The following is a 21,910-nucleotide window of genomic DNA, read 5'->3' on the forward strand; positions in this document are numbered from 1 at the left end:
ACTCTTAGGCTTTAAAGACCATTTAGAATTATTTTTTCAGCTTCACTGGCTGGCATAGGTTTGGCCTTTAAAAAGCCTTGGCCAAACTTACATTGTGTTTGTTTTAAAATGTTTAATTGTTGCTCTGTTTCAATTCCCTCTGCCACTACATCCAGTTTTAATGATTGGGCTAATGAAAGAATAGCGTCAACAAGTGGGTTATGCTCTTTCCTTAAATGATCAATAAAGCTTTTATCAATTTTTAAAATATGAATCGGCAGTTGATGTAAATAACCAAGTGCAGAGTAACCTGTACCAAAATCATCTAAACATAGTTTGACTTCAAGCGGAGCAAGGCCTTCTATTATTTTTGTTGCCAACTCTAGGTTACCAATTAAGCCTGACTCTGTTATTTCTAAACATAAAGAGCCCAGTGGTAATTGATACTTTTTATATAAGTCATGTATCTGACTCACAAAGTCGAGGCTTGCAAAATGCCTAGATGACACATTGACAGTGACACGTAAAAAAGGTGTTCCTTGTTTATGCCAAGCGAATATCTGCTTTGCGGCAAGTTCTAATAAGTGTAAATCAAGATTAATAATCTGCCCTGTGTCCTCAGCGATCGGAATAAAATCATTGGGGGCCACTAAACCTTTGCTAGGGTGATGCCATCTAACAAGCGCTTCAAAACCAACAACTTCATTACTTTGAATAGTAAAAATAGGCTGGTAGTAAAGTTCAAAGTCGTTATGCTCAATGCCATGTTGTAAATCATTTTCAATATCTGCATGTGACTTTAATTTTTTGCGCATTGTGTTATTGAAAAATTTGACTTGTCCGCGACCTGAAGATTTTGCTTCGTACATAGCTGCATCAGCATGTTGCAGTAACTTATAAGCCTTGTCTTTTTCACTTGTACAAAATGCAACACCGATACTCGTTGAAGCTTGCAATAGGTGACCATCGATATTGAGAGGCTCTGCAAGTGCCAGTTGGATACGTGCAAGTGCATCATCAATTTGTTGTTTGTCAGTGATGTTTTCCATAAAAATAGCAAATTCGTCACCACCCAAGCGTGCGAATGTATCTGTATTTCTAATTGTTCCTTGTATTAGCTCACAAATTTTGACTAAAAAATGATCGCCAACCTCATGACCGAGCGAATCGTTAATACTCTTAAAGCGATCGAAGTCTAAATAAAGTAGGGCATGTTGACTTTGTTCATCAGAACGAGCCAAGCGTAAGATCCCGTGTTTAACTCGTTCGATAAGTAATGAGCGGTTTGCCAAGCCTGTGAGCTCGTCGTGCAGCGCTTTATGTTCCAGTTCTTGGCGCGAAAGTTGACGGTCAATTGCCATACTTATTTGTCGGCTTACATAAGTCAGAAGAGCACGATCATGTTCACTGTAATGGTAATATTCACTATAGCTTTGAACTGCAATTACGCCACTGATACGCTCATTAACCTTAAAAGGCACACCGAGCCAAGATTCTGCTTGTCTGCCGACCATTTTAAAATGGCCTGCCTTTATATGCTTTGCAAATTCTTCTTTATTAAATAACAGAGACTGGTCTGTTGTTAAAAGGTAATACGAGGCGGTGTCCTTGAGTAATTCTTTGGAAATCTTTTTATGTGCGTTTGAACGAACACCTTCTTCAATAATATAGACTAAATCAAGTACATCTAGTTGTTTGTCATACAGGCCAATAAAGAAGTTATCAGCTCGCAGTAAAGAGGTAATAATACAGTGGAGCGATTCAAAAAAGCTGTCTAGCTCGCTTGATTGATAGGTTAAATTTGCAATTTGCAACATACTATTTTCAAGCTTTTGAGCATCATTTAGCTGTTTTACTGTTTGTTGTAAATTTTCAACGGTGCGAACTTGATTTATTTTTGCACTCAGTAAATGAGCAACAGTTGAGAGCACCTCTAAATGTGCATCTGTATAGTAATGTTTTTGTGGGTGCTCGCAATCAATCACCCCTAAGACCTTTTCTTTATAAACAAGGGGCACACATAACTCAGAAAGAGCAGGGCGGGCATCCGCTATATAACGACTATCTTGAGTGACATCGCCAACCATTAGAGGGAGTCCTGACGATGCGACATAACCGGTGATCCCTTGATCAAAATCGATTTCAGTTCTGTCTATGTGGTAGGTATCTGAAGAACTTGCTGTTCCCATTGAAGCAACTTCTTTTAATGTACGTGTTTCATCATCAGCTAAATAGATAACACACTCAATAAAGCCAAGACGTTTTACAACCTGAGATGTTACGTAATCCAGTAATTCTTCAAGTGTATCAAGCTGCATCAATGAAGATGAAAACTGATTTATTATACGTAGTTGGTCTGTTTTGACCTCAAGTGCAAAAGCGGTATCTAACCTGTTAGACATAAAAAGAAAACTGACTCAAATTAGCTGTTAATTTATTAACTTAACCTACTATTTATATATCCACAAAGTTATTTTTAAAAAAAACCTTAACTGGTGTAAACTAGTCACCTGAATATGCGCTTGAGTAAATAAGCGAGGTTATTTACTCATAGTTTACGCTATCCCTCTAACTTTAGCCGTGGAAACCAGCAATGTCAGATTTAAATTCGATGCAAACTTTAACAATCACTCGCCCAGACGATTGGCACATACACTTGCGTGATGGTGATCAACTTACCGATACCGTTCGTGATGCTAGCCGTTATATGGGGCGTGCGATTATTATGCCTAATCTTGTTCCTCCGGCAACCTGTACAGACAGTGCATTATCTTATTATGAGCGAATTAAAGCCGCTGGTCCGCAAGGTAATTTTGAGCCTTTAATGGTGCTTTACCTTACAGATAAAACAACCCCTGAAGAAATTAAAAAAGCCAAAGCGACAGGTAAAATTGTTGCGGCTAAATTATACCCTGCAGGCGCGACAACAAACTCAGATTCAGGTGTGACCTCTATTAAAAATATTTATCCGGTGCTTGAAGCTATGCAAGAAGTGGGCATGTTGCTACTTATACATGGCGAAGTAACCGATTCATCAATTGATATTTTTGACCGTGAAAAAGTATTTCTAGAAACAATCTTAGCTGATGTAGTCACTGACTTTCCAACACTTAGAATTGTTCTTGAACATATCACTACAAAAGATGCTGTCGAGTTTGTTAACAATGCCCCTGAGAATGTAGCTGCAACAATTACAGCGCATCATTTGCTTTATAACCGTAATCATATGTTAGCCGGTGGTATCCGCCCACATTACTATTGCTTACCAATTTTAAAGCGAAATATTCATCAGCAGGCGCTAATTGAAGCTGCTACAAGTGGAAGTAAAAAATTCTTTTTAGGCACAGACTCTGCACCGCACTATAAAGACAAAAAAGAAGCGGCGTGTGGCTGTGCGGGCGCATATACAGCTCATGCTGCCATTGAATTATATGCTGAAGCGTTTGAAGAGGCGGGCGCTTTGGACAAGCTTGAAGGCTTTGCGAGCCATTTTGGTCCGGATTTTTACGGGCTGGAGCGAAATAAAGACACCATTACACTAGTAAGAGAAAGTTGGACGGTGCCTGCAAGCTATAAGCTAGGTGATTCACAAGTGGTACCAATCAAAGCCGAAGCGCAAATGGATTGGCTAGTTAAGTAGCTTATAAAGCAACCTGCTTCAAAGCCCACTTTTTTTAGTGGGCTTTTTCATTATATTTTAATTGCTTATAAATACTATCGTCATATATTTTTGCTGTGGCAGTTGACCTCAAAATAATTTTCGATTAATAGAGCTAAAATAAAATTAATGTGTTAGTCTGTAGTTGCTTTGAGTTTTTGCGTATTGAATTTACGGATAATGTGCGGCTTGTACGGTTACCGGTTTGGTTATTGGTTCTTCCTGTACTTTACCCCAAGTTTATTGGGCATTCACTCAGGGAGGATAGAGCCATTACGGCTGAATTTTTAATTATTGACTTACAGGAAAATTTAGTATGTCAAACACGGTTACTGGTAAAGTTAAGTTCTTTAACGAAGCTAAAGGCTTTGGTTTCATTGAACAAGAAAATGGTCCTGATGTATTTGTACACTTCAGCGCTATTACAGGTACAGGCTTCCGCACGCTTAGCGAAGGCCAACAAGTATCTTTCGGCATCAAACAAGGTCAAAAAGGCCCTGAAGCTGAGAATGTAGAAGTAGCATAAGTAATTATGTGAACCTGAATATATTTTGGTGAGGCAGTTTCTGTTTCACCAAAATTCCTTCTCCATTTAAGACTAAAGAAACGTCCCGAATTAGATTTCCTCCTAAAGGCTTATTGAAGTAAGTTTTCCTCAGTATTTATCCTGTAACTAGCTAACTATTCCTTAAAAACCTACTTTCTATAATTAAAGTATTATATGCTGTATTGGCAGTTTTTATAAAAATACATTTACTGTTGTATTGGGAATAATAGTGCGATGCGTGAAACGTTCTACGTTTGATTGCATTTATTTCACCAATCGTAAAATAACCCGCTAAACTTAGTTAAACTTAAAACAGAAAAAATCTGAGTTTAGTGACAGTTGTTTGATGAATTATAATGAAGGTTTACTAATTGATGAGCATAGGAAATGATATTTTGCTAGTAGATGATCACCCAATGGTGGCTACTGCAATTAAAATGGTGCTAGCAAAATCAACTCTCGTAAACGAAGTTCAGGCTGTTGCAAGTCAAAAGGAAGCGTTACAGTTTCTAAAAACCAATAATATTGCACTCGCAATTTTGGATATTGAACTTGAAGACTCAGATGGATTTAGCCTCTACAAGCGTGCTGTAAGTAATGGCTTTGCCGGTAAAGTGCTCTTTTTATCCGCAAAACACGATAAGCATATTATTCGCACAGCTGCTAAATTGGGGGCTCAAGGGTTTGTAAACAAGGCTGAAAGCCTTGAGGATATATCCGCTGCAGTAGAAATGATTTTACGAGGTTATACATTTTTCCCGCAAGAGCATCTAATTGCTTCTGAGAAAGATATCGATGAACTACTGACAGAACGAGAGTTGGCTGTCATGAACTATCTATTGCAAGGATTGTCGAACAAAGATATAGGGGAAAAGCTTTTCATAAGCAACAAAACGGTAAGTACTTATAAAGCAAAAATATTTGAAAAGCTTGAAGTTGACTCAATTATTTCATTAGCAAAGCTTGTAAAAGACCGCGCAATTTTTTAGCTATCCAACCTAAATTATGAAGTTTAATCAATACACCCACCCAAGTGGATAGCCTGATATTGTTCGCAAGCTGTCCAGTTTTGCTCACTGAGTGCATAAAAATTCTTCAAAAGAGATTTTTTAGACGATTTAAAAGATTTTTTTTTTCAAGTTAAACAGCCCTTTTCTGTTTTTACAAAATGTTACATTTATGTTTAAGTAAAAATACAAACAAGACCCAATGTTTACCAGTAAAGGGCTATAGAACTTTACTACGAACACCTCTGTTATTTTTTTGTTAATTCGTTGTTTTGGCTATTTTCCCTTCAACGACGAGTAACCAATTTTTTCCGATGAAACCCGAACATCAAGTTGACAGAGCTAGATGCATTTAGCATTATTGGAGGGTTGATATCTATTAAAAGATATCAGGGTTGTCCTCTTCGGAGGATAATTAAATTATAAAAGTAACATTACTTAATTGGTTGGGAACTATGTCTGTTAAAATCAGAAAGAGTCTTGTAGCATCTGCGTTGGTTGGCGCATTTGCATTTGCAAGCAGCAATGTGATTGCAGATCCTTTGAAAGATGTGCAAGATGCAGGTCAACAAATTCAAAAGGCTGCTGTTAAGTCTCAAACTAAAATTGACAATATCTATGGTCAAACTCAAGAGCTAATCGCTGAGTACCGTAGCATTGTTGATGAAACTGAGCTTATGAAAGTGTACAACGATCACGTAGCACGTTTGGTCGCTGACCAAAACGCATCTATCGAATCGTTTGACCGTCAAATCGCGACAATCGATAACACGAAACAAAACGTTGTGCCTTTGATGTATCGCATGATCGATACGCTTGAGCAATTCATCAAAGCGGACGTTCCGTTCAATCTTGAAAACCGTCTTGCACGTGTTGAAAGACTTCGTGACATCATGGCATCAGCGTCAGTGACTACATCTGAAAAATTCCGCCAAGTGCTAGAAGCATACACAGTTGAAGCTGCATACAGCTCAGCAGTAACTGCTTCTCAAGGTACACTTGAAGTTGATGGCAAAAGCATCAACGTTGACTTTGGTCGTTTAGGTCGTATCACATACGTAGCTCAGTCTTTTGACCTTAAGCATGCGTGGGTGTGGGATAACAATACAAAACAGTGGAAAGAATTAGGTGAAGAATACCTTAAACCTGTTAAAGAAGTTATCCGTATGGCGCGTAAACAAGCGACATTAGAACTTGTTAAACTACCAATCTTTGGCGCGGAGTAATCAATAATGAAGAAACTATTTAAAGGTTTTGCTGTTGCAGCAGTACTATCTGTTTCTGCAGGTACCGCGCTTAATGCACACGCAAACACTGGTGCTTTAGACAAAATTCTTGAGCAAGTAAAGCAAGAACGTATCTCTGAAGGTAAATTAAATAAGCAACGTGAACAAGAGTTCCTTTCAGCTCGTGCTGACAAGCAAGCGTTACTTAATAAAGCGAAAAGCGAGCTAGCTGCTGAAAAAGCACGTGGCGACCGCTTATCTAAAGAATATGCGCAAAACGAAAATACTTTAGCAGAAAAAGAGCAAGAGCTTCTTAATGCACAAGGTACGTTGGGCGAAATGTTCGGTGTTGTACGCCGTTCAGCTGCAGATGCAATTGGTACTATCGAAGCATCACTTGTTTCTGCTGAAAAACCAGGACGTGCTGAAGTACTTCGTTCACTTGCAGCAGCTAAAGAGCTACCAACTGTTCGTGAATTAGAAGAGCTTTGGATTGCACTTCAAACTGAAATGACAGAATCAGCTAAAGTTTCAACTTTCGAAACTGAAGTTGCTGGTCTTGACGGTTCAGCTACAGTGAAAAAAGTAACACGTATCGGTAACTTTAACTTAGTAACTGACGACGGTTATTTAATTTACTCTCCAGAAACTAAATCAATTCAACCACTAGGTAAGCAACCTGATAGCTACATCCTTTCTGGTATTTCTGATTTAGAAAACACTTCTGCTGATAACTACACAGGCGTATTTGTTGACCCTACACGCGGCGCAATCTTACGTATCAACACGCAGAAAAAATCGCTTATGGAATACTACGAGCAAGGTGCTGAAGTAGGTTACATCATCACAGTATTATTACTTGTTGGTCTACTAATCTTCGTAGTACGTTTCATTGATCTTGCGCTTACTAGCACTAAGATTAAGAGCCAGCTTAAAAACCTTTCTACGCCGAATACAAACAACCCACTGGGTCGTATTCTTAAGGTTTATGCTGACAACAAGAATCAAGACGTTGAAAACCTTGAGCTTAAACTTGACGAAGCAATCTTACGTGAAACGCCTCGCATCGAAGCGGGTATCAACATCATCAAGATCTTGGCAGCAATCGCTCCATTACTAGGTCTACTAGGTACGGTAATCGGTATGATCCTTACGTTCCAAACAATCACATTGTTCGGTACAGGTGATCCGAAGATCATGGCTGGTAATATCTCTCTAGCACTTGTTACTACAGCGTTAGGTCTAATTGCAGCTCTACCACTTATTCTACTTCACTCAATTGTTGCGGGTCGTAGTAAGTCGGTTCTACATGTCCTTGATGAGCAAAGCGCTGGTATCATCGCAGCTCACGCGGAGAAGGAGAAAGCCTAATGCTAGTCCTGATGGAGATCTGGGAATCTATCAGGGATTTTGTTGGCACAGGCGGCCAGGTTTTATACGTGGTCGCGATAGCACTCTTTCTTATGTGGGTTTTAATGATTGAGCGCTATTGGTTCCTACTAGCTGAGTTTCCTCGTATGACGAAGAACATTGTAGCTCAGTGGGATGCCCGCCAAGACACTACGTCTTGGTACGCACACAGAATCCGTGAAGCATGGATTTCTGAAGCGTCTGAAAAATTAGATCAGCGTATGTTGTTGATTAAGACATTGGTAGCTATTTGTCCTTTAATCGGCTTATTAGGTACTGTAACGGGTATGATCGCGGTTTTCGAAACCATGGCTACCCAAGGTACTGGTAACGCACGTTTAATGGCATCAGGTATTTCAATGGCAACGATCCCAACAATGGCTGGAATGGTTGCGGCACTATCTGGAGTATTCTTCAGCTCACGCCTTGAGGCAAGAGCGAGAATGGCGAAAGCTAAACTTGTAGATAGCATGCCTCATCACTAGAGAGAGAATTAAATATGGCACGTAAACAACGTTTTCGTGAAGAAGAAGAAGCAGCGGTTGATATGACGCCAATGCTTGACATCGTATTTATCATGCTTATTTTCTTTATCGTAACTACATCGTTCGTTAAAGAGGCTGGTATCGAAGTCAATAAACCTAAAGCGGCCCAAGCTACGAAGCAGAAAAATGCTAACATTTTTGTTGCTATTCGTGCTGACGGTGCAATCTGGATTGATAAACAACAAGTTGATGTTGAACGTGTTTCAGCAAAGATTGAAAGTTTATTAGCAGAACAACCTACAGAAGTTGTAATTTTGCAAGCTGATAAAGAAGCAAAACACGGCGTAGTGGTTAAAGTTATGGACCAGATTAAAGCGACGGGTGATAACCTAAGAATTTCAATAGCTGGAGATCAGTAATGATTCGTTTTCTGTTTTCACTGATTGCAGGTGGGGCAGTTACTTTCGGCTTGTTCTACTTCATGGCGTACCTCATCTCCGGTGGAGCTGACCGTGCGACTGAACAAAAAGAGCAGATCGTAGTCGAAATTATGACGAATCCGCCTGAATCTAAGGTGCAGGAGAGGAAGCGTGTTCCGCCTCCGCCTCCACCACCGCCAAAGCAGCCGCCTAAACCGCAGCCGCCTCAGCCGGAAAACAGCAACCCTAACACTGGTGCATTGTCATTTAATATGCCAAGTATCGATGTGGGTGGCACGGCCGGTGGCCTAAGTGGTCCAGGTGCATTTGGACGTGACGGTGATGCGACACCTATCGTTCGTATTGAACCAAAATACCCAACGCAAGCAGCGCGTGATGGTAAAGAAGGTTGGGTTCAACTTTCATTCACTATCAATGAAGTGGGTGGGGTAGAAGACGTTGAGGTAATCGATGCCGATCCTAAACGTATCTTCGACCGCGAAGCTAAGCGTGCACTGCGTAAGTGGAAGTACCGTCCTAAAGTTATTGACGGAAAACCACAAAAGCAATTTGGTCTTCAAGTACAATTAGACTTTAAACTTAACCAAGGCAATTAAGGAGGCGAGTAATGAGAAATTTATCTAAAGTAACTGCACTTGCAATTCTTATGTCACTATCGGGTGCAGCTTTCACTGCACCGGCTTTAGCTGCGCCAGATTACGCGAAAATTGAAGCGCGTAAAAAAGCAAAAACTAAAGTGATGGGTGAGCGCGTTGGTAAAAAAGTTATTAAAGCGTTTGACTTGTACAATGAAGAAAAGCTTGATGAAGCGATTGCACTTCTTAAAGAAATTGATCCTTCGGATGAATTCGATAAGGCAACAGTCGACCGCTACTTAGGTCAAATGTATGCTCAGAAAGAGCAATACGACCTAGCGATCAAGCATATTTCAGCGGCAGTAAAGCCTGATGTTTTAAACTTTGCCGATCAAGAGCAAGGTCTTAAGCTACTAGGTGATATGTACGCGGGTACTGAGCAATACGCAAAAGCAAAAGATGCGTATTATGCTTGGATGGACTTCACAGGTGAGGAAGACGACAAAGTTTATACACGTATTGCGCAAGCAAATTACGAGTTAAAACAGTATAAAGACGTACTTCCTGCTGCAGACAAAGCAATCAAATTGGCAAAAGAACCTGCTAAAGCTTCTTACCAATTAAAGTTAGCGGCCTATTTTGAACTTAAACAGTACAAAAATATGGTTGGTGTAGCTGAAGAGATTGTTCGTGTTTGGCCTGAAGACAAAAAAGCTTGGGTTGGTTTAGGTAAATATTACCTACAAACCGAAGACTTCCAAAAAGGTCTAGCGACCATGGAAGTTGCCTATAAAAATGGCTATTTTGAAAATGAAGTCGAATACAAAGTACTTTCAAACTTTTATTCGTTAACAGAAATTCCTTATAAAGCAGCTGTGGTGCTTGAAAAGGCAATTAATGAAGAAAAAGTTAAACGTACTAAGCAAAATATCAGTGCTGTGGCGTCAAATTACCACCGTTCAAAAGATATTGAAAAAGCAGCTAAATACTATGAAGAAGCAGCTAAATTTGACGACGATGCAGAGCTTTACCGCAAAGCTGGTTCGTTACTTTTACAGTCGCAAAATTATAGTGCAGCCGTTATTCGTTTGAATAAGGCATTAGAGTTAGGTTCTGATAAAAAAGGAACAATCTACTCTGACTTAGCTGAAGCTTACTACTACCAAGAAAAGTACAAGCAAGCTTACAACGCTATTGTTAAAGCAATGGATGATCCGCGCACGCGTAAATTCGCGAAGAGCTGGTCAACTTTCATCAAAGATAAAGCCGCTCGTAACGGTGTAAAAATCTAATTGATGTTGTTTTAAACTAAAAAGCCCCTCTGGGGCTTTTTTTATGGAATTTTAAAATGCTAAGACAGATCGTATTGTTACTTGTTGCGAGTGTAATGTTGGTAGCTTGCTCTGAGCAATCTACAAAATTCCACACGTTTCAAGAAGGGCAACAAGAACTTCGTAATATTAATTATTTATTACTGAACACAGCAAACTCCTCAAAAGCAAGTGTTTGGCCTTTTTCTGAGCACTATTTAGAAGCGCGTCATCTTGCTTATCAAGGTTTAAAAAACACCCAATTAAACGAATCGCAGCAGGCCCAATTAAACTATTTAATCATTGCTGAGCGATATCCTGAGCGTTATTTTGTATGGCCTGTGCAACGGGATGTTGTGAGTCAAGCTAGCTCGCAAGGTGATTACTCAGCGCAGTCATTAGCTAGTTGGTTAGAGCTTGTAGAAACCCAGCTTATTACAGCAGAACAAAGTAATCTAAAGCTTAATAAAATCGAATTAAAGTTTTTACATGAAATGGTAAAATCTCATCTTGGTAATAATGATGAGAGTGTACAAACCGCGCTAAATAAGCTGGATCAATACTTAACTCAATATCAGCCGCGCAGCAAACTTGGTTTAGTTGGCTTAGCAAATGGTAAAGATTGGTATCAAAGTAAATTGAACTATTTTAGTGGTGAGACTAAAGCTCCATTAAATTGGCTTAGTGAGATACAAATGTCACTCAAACAACAGGTAAGTACTGATTTTGTGTTACCAGTGTCAGACTCGCATTCGACGCCATTAGTCATGAATTATTTTTCAGATAATCATCAACATAACGGTCTTGACTGGCAGTTAGAATTTGTCGACCCGCGACAAAGTAAACGCGAACTAACTCTCGCTGAGCAGTACTTTTGGCAGGTAATGATGGAAACAGATCTGGGCATTCATTATCACACGTGGAGTGAGCAGCAAGCGCGCGTGAATTTAATGAAGCGTTTAGGTGTCGAGCAAGCACAAGCTGAGTGGCTGATTGAGGATATTGTATTATATCCGGGTATGAGCTTTATTTTCGTAAGTAAAGAAGAAGGCACCGCGCTCTAAGGAGCGCAGCGTCTGCAGCGTTGAGTGGCAGGATCAGTAAGTAATCGCTCATCATCAATTTTTTCCTCACAATCACAGCAATAGCCATATTGACCAATGTCTATTTGACACAAGGCGGCTTCTAATTTTTCCAGTCGTGAGATGAGTATCTGATATTCAGGTCCTAAGTTATTTGCTGTAAGTTCAAGCCAATCTGAGGGAGGGGTATCCTTGAGTTGCGATAGCAGTTGCTGATGATAGCCTTGATCAGAATCTGCCAGCATATCAAGTAAACGTTGTCTTACCTGCGCAAGTTCAGCAGATAGCTTTGTTTGTATTTCAGTATTGTTCATCGCGGTATCTTCCAAGTGGGCAATACTGGCATTATCAAACAAAATGCGTTCGTTAATTATGATTTGTATCAATACTCGGCGCTTTGGCATACTTTCTTAGTACATCAGCGACTTCATCCTTGGCTTTTAAGCGTCTAATTTCATCAAAAAGGGCATTTGCTTGTGGGTACTGACGTTTCAAGTAACCTAGCCATTGCTTAGTACGTGAAGCAAAATATTTTTCACATTTGCTCTCATCTTGGTGCATGGAAGAGTGAATAATATGGTAAATAACATGCTCCCATTGCATTGGAGTATAGGTTTCACCATTCACATGGGCTTTAATTTGCTTTGCCAAGTCAGGCATAGCCAATGCGCCACGGCCTATCATTAAATCATTACACTGACTTCTGGTTTGACATAAGAGAGCATCTTCAATCTGCCAAATTTCGCCATTGGCGACAACCGAAATTGCTTTACCTTTTATTAAAGGTGGGATTTTCTCCCAATAGGCAGGCGGGTTATAGCCATCTCGTTTGGTTCTTGCGTGAATAGCTAAGCTTGAGGCGCCCGCGCTCACAACGGCATCAACAATTTCTTGGCTATTGCTATCATCATCAAAGCCTAGCCTTATTTTGGCACTCACCTGATGAGCAGGATCGACGGCCTCTCTAACCGCTTTAATAATGTTATGCATGTGCTCAGGATCTTTTAAAAGTACCGCGCCGCCTTTACTTTTATTTACCGTTTTTGCCGGACATCCAAAGTTTAAGTCTATCCCGTGCGAGCCAAGGCGGATCGCTTTGACTGCATTATCAGCTAAAGCATTCGCGACTTGCCCCAATAGTTGAATTCTGACCGGTGTGCCAGCACGTGTATAACCACCTGTTTTTAGCTCAGGGCAGTAGCGATGAAATACACGCTCTGGTAGTGTTGCGTCAACGACACGTACAAACTCTGTGACGCATAAATCGAATCCACCTAAGTTTGTTAGGAGTTGTCGCATCTTAAAATCGACAACGCCTTCCATCGGTGCTAAAACTAATTGCATGGATAAATTTTACTTAACAAAAAATGGATGCGTATTCTACCTGTTATTGCCACTATGATAAATCGTAATTTGTATTTGTAGAATGTCGATTAAATTAGAAAAGTATGAAAGTAATTTTTATTTGTCGGGTCTAATCTAATAACCGTTATGAAAAAGAGAGTCATCATATGAACACAATTAAGCAAAATTCAATCGCCTTAACACTAGGTGCCGTTGTTATTGGTGCGTCAAGCTTCGCAGCAAGTGACGCACACGCAAATCCATTTGAGTTTCAGCAAATGCAAGCAGGTTATCAGTTAGATGCTGCTGAGGGGAAGTGTGGCGAAGGGAAATGTGGCGGCGATAAAAAAGCTGGCAAAGAGGGTAAATGCGGCGAAGGCAAGTGTGGCGGCGATAAAAAAGCTGGCAAAGAAGGCAAATGCGGCGAAGGCAAATGTGGCGGCGATAAAAAAGCTGGTAAAGAAGGCAAATGCGGCGAAGGTAAATGTGGCGGCGATAAAAAAGCTGGCAAAGAAGGTAAGTGCGGCGAAGGCAAATGTGGCGGTGATAAAAAAGCTGGCAAAGAAGGTAAGTGCGGCGAAGGTAAATGTGGCGGCGATAAAAAAGCTGCAAAAGAAGGTAAGTGTGGCGAAGGTAAATGTGGTTCAAACCACTAAGCGTTCACTTAGCTTTTAAAAGGGCCATTTAGGCCCTTTTTAGTAGGAGGTAGTATGTCATTTGAAACAACATCTGTATTTGGGCAAATAGGATTAGGCCTGCGCCGAGAAATGCTTGATGAAATGTTAAAAGGTGTCCCTAAACCAATTGATTTTCTGGAGGTAGCACCTGAAAATTGGTTAAAGTTGGGTGGTCGGTTTGGAAAACAGTTTAAGCAATTAACTGAACGCAACGCGTTTGTTTGTCATGGTTTATCTTTGTCTATAGGTTCACCTGCTGAACTTGATGTAGAATTTGTGAAATCACTAAAGGCTTTTTTTAAAGAGCATAATATTCGCTTTTTTAGTGAGCATTTAAGTTATTGTTCAGGTGAAGGGCATATGTATGATTTAATGCCTATTCCATTTACAGAAGAAGCTATCAAACACGTTGTTGCGCGTATTAAACAAGTTCAGGATATCCTTGAGCAGCAGATTGCAATAGAAAATGTTTCATATTACGCTGCGCCAGGTCAAGAAATGACAGAGCTGGAGTTTACTAACGCCGTATTAGCAGAGTCTGATTGTAAGCTTTTAATTGATGTAAATAATATTTATGTTAACTCAATTAATCATGGTTATGATGCGGAGCAATTTTTAAAAGGTTTACCAAGTCAGCGAATTGCTTATGGGCACGTGGCAGGACATTACACAGAAGCTGAAGACTTGCTGGTTGATACACATGGTTCCCCTGTCATTGATCCTGTTTGGCAGCTGCTTGAAAAAGCGTATTCTTTTCACGGGGTGTTTCCAACTCTTCTTGAGCGGGATTTTAATATTCCACCGATGGCGGAGTTGCTAACAGAGCTAAGCACCATTGAAAAATTACAACTTTCAGCAAGTAAGGTGAAATACAGTGCCTAGTCATTTTATAGAAGTTCAGCAACAATTTATGGCCTATATTCGTGACCCAAAACACAATAAAAAGCCAATAAATATTGAAGGGCGTAGAATGGCGATTTATCGTGTTCTGTTTTTCAATAATGTTGAAGGTTTTGTAAGCTCTGCCTTTCCTGTTCTAAAGAGCCTGTATACACCAAGTGATTGGCAAAATATAATTCGCCTCTTTTTTAGTCAGCATAATTGTAAGTCTCCATATTTTCTTGATATTGCTGGTGAGTTTTTAGAGTTTATTGCTACAAGTTACTCAAAGCAGCCTACAGACCCTGATTTTATGTTAGAGTTGGCACATTATGAGTGGGTTGAATTGGATGTATCTGTTGCACAACCGCAGGAACACGAAACAGCTTTACAAACAAATCAGGTTACAAATGCGGGTTTGTTTTTAAGTAGTTTGGCACGTAATTTAAGTTATACGTACCCCGTTCATACAATCAGTGTAGACTACCAACCACAAAGCCCGCTTACGGAGCCATGTTATTTCGTTGTTTATCGAGATAGTGATGATGAGGTACAGTTTTTATCAACAAATGCGATGACAGCATTGTTATTAAGTATCATTGAAACGAAACCGGGTATAAATTTAAATTCGCTCTGCCAAGAAGTTGCTAAACACGCTCCTCAATTTAGTCAAGAACAGTTATACCAAGGCGCACTTAATACCTTAAGTGCAATGGCTGAACGTGGTGTGATCGTTACTAAATCATTGCTCTAAAATACCGCAAAAAGCCTTTATTGATAGGGATACATCGACTATCATGTGCGCCTTATTGTGTCGTGCTTAAATAAAGGTAGTAACTATGTCGAATGATAAAGACTTTAAAGATCCGTTCAATGCAACTTATTTTATTGCGTTTTTAGCCGTATTTGCAGGCATTGGCTGTCTAAACGCTATCCTTGGTTGGATCACTGCTTTATCTTAATTTGCGCAAGTAAATTTAAGACACTAGGCTGCATTATGCAGCCTTTTTTATTACTGTTGATACAGTTCAAGGATTAATTTTGGATCTTGCTACCGACTTTCTACGAAGGTGATGTTATACTCTCGAGCTTTGTTAGATAAAATTTTTGAGCAGTATAATTATGACTCAAGCAACTTCAACGCTCATTAAACAGAGCATTGCAACAATTGCTGATTACCCTAAACCGGGTATTATGTTTCGTGACGTAACAACCCTAATGGCAAACGCAGACGCGTTTAAAGCAACCATTGACAGCTTTATTTCAGCGTATAAAGATCAAGGTTTTACAAAAATAATTGGTACAGAATCTCGTGGTTTTATTTTTGGTGCACCACTTTCATATGCACTAGGTATTCCATTTATTCCAGTTCGTAAGCCAGGTAAACTTCCTCGTGAAGTCATTTCACAAAACTATCAATTAGAGTATGGTGAAGATACATTAGAGCTTCATACCGATGCTATAGTTGCTGGTGATAAAGTGTTATTAGTTGATGATTTACTTGCTACAGGTGGCACAATTGAAGCAACAGCAAAACTAGTTGCGAAACTGGGTGGTCATGCAACCGATGCTGCGTTTGTTGTATCTTTACCAGAGCTGGGTGGTGAGCAACGTGTTGCTGATATGGGCATCAAAATTTTAAAGTTGGTTGAATTCGAAGGCGAATAATTAATGAGTTATCAGGTTCTAGCAAGGAAATGGCGACCACAAACCTTTCACGAGTTAGTGGGGCAGTCTCATGTTAAGCAAGCATTGGTTAATGCATTAACACAAAATAGACTCCATCATGCTTATCTCTTTACTGGAACCCGTGGGGTGGGTAAAACAACCATCGCACGTATATTCGCAAAAAGCCTCAACTGCGATAAGGGTATCTCTGCAGAGCCGTGCGGGCAATGTTCAAGTTGTACTGACATTGAAGCCGGCCGTTATATTGATTTATTAGAAATCGATGCGGCTTCACGCACAAAGGTAGAAGATACCCGCGAAATTCTTGATAACGTGCAATACGCACCAACCCGAGGTCGGTATAAAGTTTACCTAATCGATGAAGTTCACATGCTGTCAAAGCATAGTTTCAATGCTTTGCTAAAAACACTGGAAGAGCCACCAGAGCATGTGAAGTTTTTATTAGCAACGACCGATCCGCAAAAATTACCAGTGACGATTTTATCGCGTTGTTTACAGTTTAATTTAAATGCGTTGTCGCAATCAGAAATTCATGAGCAGCTTGCCCATGTTTTACAACAAGAGCAACTCAGCTTTGATGATAAATCATTACAAGCACTTGCGAAAGCCGCTGATGGCAGCATGCGCGATGCGCTCAGCTTAACTGACCAAGCGGTGGCACAAACGAATGGCAATATAAGTTATCAAGCCGTACAGAGTATGCTTGGTTTAATGGATATACACTATAGCCAAACGATGTTAGCCGCAGTACTTTGCCAAGATGGGGATGCGCTGTTAGCTGAGATAAAAAACTTAGTCAGCCGTAATCCTAATTTTGTTGCTTTGCTTGATGATCTGATTGCACTTACTCATTTAATTCAGCTAGTACAGCTGGTGCCCAGCGCAGCAGCACTTGATGAGAGTAATCGTGAGTTTATAGAACAGGTTGCGCAAACAACGGATGCGCAGCAGATACAAGTTTATTACCAGCTACTTTTGAATGGTAAAAAAGATCTGCAATGGGCGCCGGATGCCAAACTAGGTTTTGAAATGATCATGCTGCGTTTGCTCGCATTCCAACCAACGCAATTTGCGCAAAGTCAAACACCAACAAATAGCCAACAGCAGGTTAAACCTAGCGGTGCAGGCGCATTGCGTGATATTTTGAAAAGATCATCGACGCAACGTGAACAAGCAGCTTCAGAGCAAGCACTTTTAGCACAAAGCTCTGCTAAGACAACGGCTGTACCTTCAGAGCCTCAGCCAACACAAGCTGAACCTGTTGAAGCAGAGCCTATTCAAGCTGCTACAGCAGAAATGGCGCAAAGCCCTAAGTCTGCTCAGAAAATTGAAGCAACAGCAGTAGAACAGCTAGATGCTAACCAGCAGCCCCAGCAATCCGCTACAACTGGATTGACCGCAGAAGTTAAAGCTGCGCCACAACAGCAAGAGCAAAGCTTCTCAGAGCAAGTACCTGCAGCTGAATACTCATCACCAGAGTATTCTTCGCAAGATTACATGATTGATCATGATGCGCAAATGGACCCATCACTTGCTGCGCAATACGATGATGTGATGAATAGCGCCTATGATCAGGGCTTTACTGCCAATGAAGTACCTGCGCCTCAGCAACAGCAAACAGCACCAGCACAATTACAACAGCAGCAAAGTCAGGCGCAGTCGGCCATTGCTCGTATTTTACAAGACCGCAATATTTCAGGTGCAGGGCGTTTAAGTGGTGCAGCAACGCAAACTAATGCTAAAGCAGAACCACAGCCTGAAGCGAAGCCCAAAGCAGAGCCGCCAGCGCAACAAAGCGCAGTTGCTACGAATCATCAACCTCAGCAGCGACAAGTGGCTGTTGAAGTAAAAAAGCCCAGCCCCCAGCTGACGGGGGAGAGCTATAATAAAGTAAAAAAAGTCGACTTTAGAGAAAAGCATCAAACAATCACCGAAAACTTAGCGCCTGAGTTGCTTGAGCAAATCAACCCACAAAAAGCGCCAGAGCCTGTGATTGAAGAAGCCAGTATTCCTGTACCTGATGATTTTGAAAGCCCGATCAGCAGTATTAAATTTGCACACGAACAAGATGAATGGGCGTATTTAATAAAACGTATGGGGCTAGGTGGTCGAATGCGACAATTTGCATTGCACTCGATTTTCACAAAGAATAATAATCAAATGCACATTGAAGTTGACTCATCACAGCGTCACTTAGACAGTGCAGTACTAAGGCAAAAGCTCAATGCTGCATTAAGTGAAATTTACGGTCATAATGTAGAACTGAGTATCGATTTTGCTGATGGTGTTATTGACTCTCCGTATTTGATCCAACAAAAGATTGATGCAGGTCGTCATCAACAAGCCATTGATGTAATAAATAGTGATGAAAACATAGTGCAATTTCAGCAGTTATTTAGCGCTATAATCGATGAAAACAGTATTCAGGCATTGTAATTAGTTACAATAGCCCTTATCTTCATGCCAATTAAAGTAGTTTTAGAAAGAGAGACAGTTATGTTTAAAGGTGGAATGGGTAACATGATGAAGCAAGCGCAGCAAATGCAAGAGCGCATGCAAAAAGCCCAAGACGAAATCGCTAACCTAGAAGTAGTAGGTGAAGCTGGTGCAGGCCTAGTGAAAGTAACTATGCTTGGTAACCACAATGTACGTCGTGTTGAATTAGATGAAAGCCTAATGGAAGACGACAAAGACATGATCGAAGATTTGCTTGCGGCAGCGTGTAATGATGCTGTACGCCGTGTTGCAGAAGAAACACAAGAGCGCATGAGCAAAGTAACTGGCGGTATGCAATTACCACCAGGTATGAAAATGCCTTTCTAAGTGACTCTATATGCAACTATCGCCTAGTTTAACACAGCTGATTGAAGCATTGAGATGCCAACCTGGCATTGGTCCTAAGTCGGCACAGCGCATTGCTTTTCATTTGCTTGAACGAGACCGTCAAGGTGGCAAGCAGCTTGGTCATGCATTGACTAAAGCTATGGATGAAGTAGGACATTGTCAGTCGTGTCGTACTTTTACAGAGCAACCCGTGTGCGATATCTGTTTAAGTGTTAAACGTCAAGATAGTGGTTTATTGTGTGTGGTAGAATCACCAACCGATGTGCTGGCTATTGAGCAAACCGGTCAATACCAAGGGCTTTACTTTGTATTAATGGGTCACTTGTCGCCAATTGATGGCATAGGACCAAAAGAGATTGGCCTTGATATTCTTGAAAGCAGGTTGCAACAAGGTGGCATTAATGAGGTGATCCTCGCAACCAACCCAAGTGTTGAAGGTGAAACCACAGCCCATTACATTGCAGAGCTTTGTCATAAGTACCAAGTAGGTGCATCTCGTATTGCTCATGGTGTCCCTGTTGGTGGTGAGCTCGACTTACTTGATGGTATGACACTGATGCATGCATTTAGCGGGCGACGCGCCGTAAACCAAAACTAAATGGTATTAAAAGCCTGCTCTATGCAGGCTTTTTTGTGTCTACATTCGATTTTACCCGTAAATTTAATTTTTTGCCTTGAAGTTCAAAAAGCCTGCCCCATATAAAGAGTCATAGTGCAGATAAGACACTTTGTTAATTGGAGATTTACACAATGACTGCAGCACAAAAAGAAACATTAGGCTTTCAAACAGAAGTCAAACAATTATTAAACCTGATGATTCACTCTCTTTACTCTAATAAAGAGATTTTCCTACGTGAGCTGGTATCAAACGCGTCAGATGCGGCAGATAAATTGCGTTTTCTAGCGCTTTCAAATGGCGATTTATACGAAAATGATGCGGATTTAAAAGTACGTATCAGTGCCGATAAAGACGCAAACACGGTAACCATTACTGATAACGGTATTGGTATGAGCCGTGAAGATGTGATCAATTCATTAGGTACGATTGCAAAATCTGGCACCGCAGAATTTTTCCAAAATCTAACAGGTGACCAAAGCAAAGATTCACAATTGATTGGTCAATTCGGCGTCGGTTTTTACTCAGCATTTATCGTGGCTGATAAAGTAACAGTGCGCACGCGTAAAGCGGGTGAAAGCCAAGGTATTGAATGGCAGTCAGCGGGCGAGGGCGAGTACACGTTACAAGAGATTGACAAGCCTGCGCGTGGTACGGAAATCATCCTTCATCTTCGTGAAGACGAAACAGAGTTTGCTGATGAATTCCGTTTACGTAGCATCGTAACTAAATACTCAGACCACATTTCTATTCCAGTTGAAATGTATAAAGCAGAAGTACCTGAATCTGAAGGGCCTGATGGTGAGAAAATTCCAGCACAGCCAGGTGAGTGGGAAGGTATTAACCGCGCGACTGCACTGTGGACTCGTGACAAGTCAGAAGTCACAGACGAAGAGTACAAAGAGTTTTATAAACACATTGGTCATGATTGGGAAGAGCCACTAAGCTGGGCACATAACAAGGTTGAAGGTAAAACAGAATACACGAGCTTGTTATACATCCCGAAAAAAGCACCTTTCGATTTGTGGAACCGTGAGCGTCAATCAGGTTTAAAACTGTATGTACAACGCGTTTTCATTATGGATGACGCTGAGCAATTCATGCCAAGCTACTTACGTTTTGTGAAAGGTTTACTTGATTCAAACGACTTACCACTAAACGTGTCGCGGGAAATCTTGCAAGACAACAAAGTAACGCAAGCAATCCGTAAAGGTTGTACATCGCGTGTACTTAAAATGCTTGAGCGAATGGCGAAAAACCGTGAAGAAGATTATCAATCTTTCTGGAACGAATTTGGTCAGGTGTTAAAAGAAGGCCCTGCAGAAGACATGGCAAACAAAGAAGCCATTGCTAAGCTACTGCGTTTCGCTTCTACACACACTGATGAAAGCACACAAAATGTATCGCTTGAACAATACATTGAGCGTATGAAGCCAGAGCAAGACAAAATCTACTATGTAGTTGCTGATTCATTCGCCGCAGCGAAGAGCTCACCGCACTTAGAGATTTTCCGTAAGAAAGGCATCGAAGTATTGCTATTAAGTGACCGTGTTGATGAGTGGATGATGAGCTACTTAACTGAGTTCAACGAAAAATCATTCCAGTCAATCACCCGTGGTGACTTAGATTTAGGCAACATGGATGATGAAGAAACCAAAAAAGCGCAAGAAGAGTCAGAAAAAGAAGTTGCTGGCCTAGTTGAGCGTATTAAAACAGCCCTAGGTGATAGCGTTAAAGACGTACGCTTTACGCACCGTCTAACTGACTCGCCAGCATGTGTTGTTGCTGATGAGCACGATATGAGCTCACAAATGCAAAAGTTAATGGAATCTGTTGGTCAGACAGTGCCTGAACAAAAGCCAATTTTTGAGCTTAACCCAGAGCATCAGCTTGTTAAACACCTTAATGTTGAACAAGATGAAGACAAGTTTGCTCAGTGGTCACACGTATTGCTTGATCAAGCGTTACTAGCAGAACGCGGTACTTTAAAAGACCCTGCTGGCTTTGTAACTCGCTTAAATAAACTTATGCTAGATATAAGCAAATAAGCGTTATAGCTGAATGAGTTGGGAAAGGGAGCAAGGCTCCCTTTTTTATTGCTGCTAATATAGGCAATTGGTATAAGTTACTTGAGGTATAGCC

22 protein-coding genes are annotated in these 21,910 nt (G+C 40.7%); 19 read left to right on the top strand and 3 right to left on the bottom strand.

The annotated features are described in order from the left end of the window. Positions 1-11: 11 nt before the first annotated feature. Positions 12-2,381, bottom strand: a complete 2,370-nt coding sequence (locus tag L0Z67_RS06610; RefSeq protein WP_062570711.1) for an EAL domain-containing protein — start codon at positions 2,379-2,381, stop codon at positions 12-14. A gap of 191 nt (positions 2,382-2,572) precedes the next feature. Between L0Z67_RS06610 and pyrC the strand changes: the two genes are divergently transcribed. From pyrC to L0Z67_RS06660, 10 genes are all read left to right on the top strand, one after another. Next, positions 2,573-3,619 carry a dihydroorotase gene (gene pyrC / locus L0Z67_RS06615; RefSeq protein WP_062570712.1) on the top strand — a complete coding sequence of 349 codons (1,047 nt, stop codon included), beginning with the start codon at positions 2,573-2,575 and terminating at the stop codon, positions 3,617-3,619. Between the two features lie 334 nt (positions 3,620-3,953). Continuing rightward, positions 3,954-4,163: a cold-shock protein gene (locus tag L0Z67_RS06620; protein WP_036967526.1), complete on the top strand. Its 210-nt coding sequence runs from the start codon at positions 3,954-3,956 to the stop codon at positions 4,161-4,163. A 395-nt stretch (positions 4,164-4,558) separates the two neighbouring features. Then, entirely contained in the window at positions 4,559-5,173 is a 615-nt protein-coding gene (locus L0Z67_RS06625; protein WP_062570713.1) for a response regulator transcription factor, read from the top strand. 473 nt (positions 5,174-5,646) lie between these two features. Then, positions 5,647-6,417: a DUF3450 domain-containing protein gene (locus L0Z67_RS06630; protein WP_062570714.1), complete on the top strand. Its 771-nt coding sequence runs from the start codon at positions 5,647-5,649 to the stop codon at positions 6,415-6,417. A 6-nt stretch (positions 6,418-6,423) separates the two neighbouring features. Continuing rightward, positions 6,424-7,788 carry a MotA/TolQ/ExbB proton channel family protein gene (locus L0Z67_RS06635; protein WP_062570715.1) on the top strand — a complete coding sequence of 455 codons (1,365 nt, stop codon included), beginning with the start codon at positions 6,424-6,426 and terminating at the stop codon, positions 7,786-7,788. Then, complete coding sequence (locus L0Z67_RS06640; protein WP_062570716.1) at positions 7,788-8,312, top strand: MotA/TolQ/ExbB proton channel family protein; 525 nt, start codon at positions 7,788-7,790, stop codon at positions 8,310-8,312. Before L0Z67_RS06635 ends, L0Z67_RS06640 begins: the two co-directional genes overlap by 1 nt. 14 nt (positions 8,313-8,326) lie before the next feature. Beyond that, positions 8,327-8,731, top strand: a complete 405-nt coding sequence (locus L0Z67_RS06645; RefSeq protein ID WP_058585247.1) for a biopolymer transporter ExbD — start codon at positions 8,327-8,329, stop codon at positions 8,729-8,731. After that, positions 8,731-9,348: an energy transducer TonB gene (locus L0Z67_RS06650; protein ID WP_062570717.1), complete on the top strand. Its 618-nt coding sequence runs from the start codon at positions 8,731-8,733 to the stop codon at positions 9,346-9,348. The genes L0Z67_RS06645 and L0Z67_RS06650 overlap by 1 nt, the downstream gene beginning before the upstream one ends. Before the next feature lie 11 nt (positions 9,349-9,359). After that, positions 9,360-10,619 carry a tetratricopeptide repeat protein gene (locus tag L0Z67_RS06655; RefSeq protein WP_062570718.1) on the top strand — a complete coding sequence of 420 codons (1,260 nt, stop codon included), beginning with the start codon at positions 9,360-9,362 and terminating at the stop codon, positions 10,617-10,619. Between the two features lie 56 nt (positions 10,620-10,675). Beyond that, the gene (locus L0Z67_RS06660; RefSeq protein WP_237115106.1) at positions 10,676-11,701 is read left to right on the top strand and encodes a hypothetical protein; all 1,026 of its coding nucleotides are present in this window, start codon (positions 10,676-10,678) and stop codon (positions 11,699-11,701) included. Here L0Z67_RS06660 and L0Z67_RS06665 read toward each other — a convergent pair. Together L0Z67_RS06665 and L0Z67_RS06670 are read right to left on the bottom strand one after the other, a co-directional pair. Further along, complete coding sequence (locus L0Z67_RS06665) at positions 11,698-12,033, bottom strand: TraR/DksA C4-type zinc finger protein (RefSeq protein WP_062570809.1); 336 nt, start codon at positions 12,031-12,033, stop codon at positions 11,698-11,700. The two genes, L0Z67_RS06660 and L0Z67_RS06665, sit on opposite strands and share 4 nt — an antisense overlap. A 52-nt stretch (positions 12,034-12,085) precedes the next feature. Further along, positions 12,086-13,063, bottom strand: a complete 978-nt coding sequence (locus tag L0Z67_RS06670) for a tRNA-dihydrouridine synthase (RefSeq protein WP_405128613.1) — start codon at positions 13,061-13,063, stop codon at positions 12,086-12,088. Positions 13,064-13,230: 167 nt separating this feature from the next. On the opposite strand from L0Z67_RS06670, the gene L0Z67_RS06675 reads away from it, so the two are divergent. The 9 genes from L0Z67_RS06675 (at position 13,231) to htpG (ending at position 21,816) form a co-directional block, all read left to right on the top strand. Next, positions 13,231-13,719 carry a hypothetical protein gene (locus L0Z67_RS06675; RefSeq protein ID WP_062570721.1) on the top strand — a complete coding sequence of 163 codons (489 nt, stop codon included), beginning with the start codon at positions 13,231-13,233 and terminating at the stop codon, positions 13,717-13,719. 54 nt (positions 13,720-13,773) lie between these two features. After that, positions 13,774-14,622, top strand: coding sequence for a DUF692 domain-containing protein (locus L0Z67_RS06680; RefSeq protein ID WP_062570722.1), 849 nt, complete (start codon positions 13,774-13,776; stop codon positions 14,620-14,622). Next, entirely contained in the window at positions 14,615-15,373 is a 759-nt protein-coding gene (locus L0Z67_RS06685; RefSeq protein ID WP_405128614.1) for a DUF2063 domain-containing protein, read from the top strand. Before L0Z67_RS06680 ends, L0Z67_RS06685 begins: the two co-directional genes overlap by 8 nt. Positions 15,374-15,458: 85 nt before the next feature. Next, complete coding sequence (locus L0Z67_RS06690) at positions 15,459-15,581, top strand: hypothetical protein (RefSeq protein ID WP_256213662.1); 123 nt, start codon at positions 15,459-15,461, stop codon at positions 15,579-15,581. 160 nt (positions 15,582-15,741) lie between these two features. Further along, complete coding sequence (gene apt, locus L0Z67_RS06695) at positions 15,742-16,287, top strand: adenine phosphoribosyltransferase (RefSeq protein WP_062570723.1); 546 nt, start codon at positions 15,742-15,744, stop codon at positions 16,285-16,287. Positions 16,288-16,290: 3 nt separating this feature from the next. Then, positions 16,291-18,744 (top strand): DNA polymerase III subunit gamma/tau, encoded by a 2,454-nt coding sequence (dnaX, locus tag L0Z67_RS06700; protein ID WP_405128615.1) that lies wholly within the window; start codon positions 16,291-16,293, stop codon positions 18,742-18,744. 60 nt (positions 18,745-18,804) lie between these two features. Then, a complete protein-coding gene (locus L0Z67_RS06705; protein WP_016707773.1) occupies positions 18,805-19,131 on the top strand; it encodes a YbaB/EbfC family nucleoid-associated protein in 327 nt (108 codons plus the stop codon). Between the two features lie 10 nt (positions 19,132-19,141). Beyond that, positions 19,142-19,750 carry a recombination mediator RecR gene (gene recR, locus L0Z67_RS06710; RefSeq protein WP_062570725.1) on the top strand — a complete coding sequence of 203 codons (609 nt, stop codon included), beginning with the start codon at positions 19,142-19,144 and terminating at the stop codon, positions 19,748-19,750. 152 nt (positions 19,751-19,902) lie between these two features. Next, complete coding sequence (gene htpG / locus L0Z67_RS06715; RefSeq protein WP_062570729.1) at positions 19,903-21,816, top strand: molecular chaperone HtpG; 1,914 nt, start codon at positions 19,903-19,905, stop codon at positions 21,814-21,816. The last annotated feature ends 94 nt before the right edge of the window (positions 21,817-21,910 follow it).

The organism is Pseudoalteromonas sp. PB2-1, assembly GCF_045040605.1.
Lineage (GTDB): Bacteria > Pseudomonadota > Gammaproteobacteria > Enterobacterales > Alteromonadaceae > Pseudoalteromonas > Pseudoalteromonas arabiensis.

Excerpts from the sequence above, each read along its gene's own strand:
- L0Z67_RS06610 (WP_062570711.1), bottom strand. The coding sequence starts at position 2,381 with ATGTCTAACAGGTTAGATACCGCTTTTGCACTTGAGGTCAAAACAGAC.
- pyrC (WP_062570712.1), top strand. The coding sequence starts at position 2,573 with ATGTCAGATTTAAATTCGATGCAAACTTTAACAATCACTCGCCCAGAC.
- L0Z67_RS06620 (WP_036967526.1), top strand. The coding sequence starts at position 3,954 with ATGTCAAACACGGTTACTGGTAAAGTTAAGTTCTTTAACGAAGCTAAA.
- L0Z67_RS06625 (WP_062570713.1), top strand. The coding sequence starts at position 4,559 with ATGAGCATAGGAAATGATATTTTGCTAGTAGATGATCACCCAATGGTG.
- L0Z67_RS06630 (WP_062570714.1), top strand. The coding sequence starts at position 5,647 with ATGTCTGTTAAAATCAGAAAGAGTCTTGTAGCATCTGCGTTGGTTGGC.
- L0Z67_RS06635 (WP_062570715.1), top strand. The coding sequence starts at position 6,424 with ATGAAGAAACTATTTAAAGGTTTTGCTGTTGCAGCAGTACTATCTGTT.
- L0Z67_RS06640 (WP_062570716.1), top strand. The coding sequence starts at position 7,788 with ATGCTAGTCCTGATGGAGATCTGGGAATCTATCAGGGATTTTGTTGGC.
- L0Z67_RS06645 (WP_058585247.1), top strand. The coding sequence starts at position 8,327 with ATGGCACGTAAACAACGTTTTCGTGAAGAAGAAGAAGCAGCGGTTGAT.
- L0Z67_RS06650 (WP_062570717.1), top strand. The coding sequence starts at position 8,731 with ATGATTCGTTTTCTGTTTTCACTGATTGCAGGTGGGGCAGTTACTTTC.
- L0Z67_RS06655 (WP_062570718.1), top strand. The coding sequence starts at position 9,360 with ATGAGAAATTTATCTAAAGTAACTGCACTTGCAATTCTTATGTCACTA.
- L0Z67_RS06660 (WP_237115106.1), top strand. The coding sequence starts at position 10,676 with ATGCTAAGACAGATCGTATTGTTACTTGTTGCGAGTGTAATGTTGGTA.
- L0Z67_RS06665 (WP_062570809.1), bottom strand. The coding sequence starts at position 12,033 with ATGAACAATACTGAAATACAAACAAAGCTATCTGCTGAACTTGCGCAG.
- L0Z67_RS06670 (WP_405128613.1), bottom strand. The coding sequence starts at position 13,063 with ATGCAATTAGTTTTAGCACCGATGGAAGGCGTTGTCGATTTTAAGATG.
- L0Z67_RS06675 (WP_062570721.1), top strand. The coding sequence starts at position 13,231 with ATGAACACAATTAAGCAAAATTCAATCGCCTTAACACTAGGTGCCGTT.
- L0Z67_RS06680 (WP_062570722.1), top strand. The coding sequence starts at position 13,774 with ATGTCATTTGAAACAACATCTGTATTTGGGCAAATAGGATTAGGCCTG.
- L0Z67_RS06690 (WP_256213662.1), top strand. The coding sequence starts at position 15,459 with ATGTCGAATGATAAAGACTTTAAAGATCCGTTCAATGCAACTTATTTT.
- apt (WP_062570723.1), top strand. The coding sequence starts at position 15,742 with ATGACTCAAGCAACTTCAACGCTCATTAAACAGAGCATTGCAACAATT.
- dnaX (WP_405128615.1), top strand. The coding sequence starts at position 16,291 with ATGAGTTATCAGGTTCTAGCAAGGAAATGGCGACCACAAACCTTTCAC.
- L0Z67_RS06705 (WP_016707773.1), top strand. The coding sequence starts at position 18,805 with ATGTTTAAAGGTGGAATGGGTAACATGATGAAGCAAGCGCAGCAAATG.
- recR (WP_062570725.1), top strand. The coding sequence starts at position 19,142 with ATGCAACTATCGCCTAGTTTAACACAGCTGATTGAAGCATTGAGATGC.
- htpG (WP_062570729.1), top strand. The coding sequence starts at position 19,903 with ATGACTGCAGCACAAAAAGAAACATTAGGCTTTCAAACAGAAGTCAAA.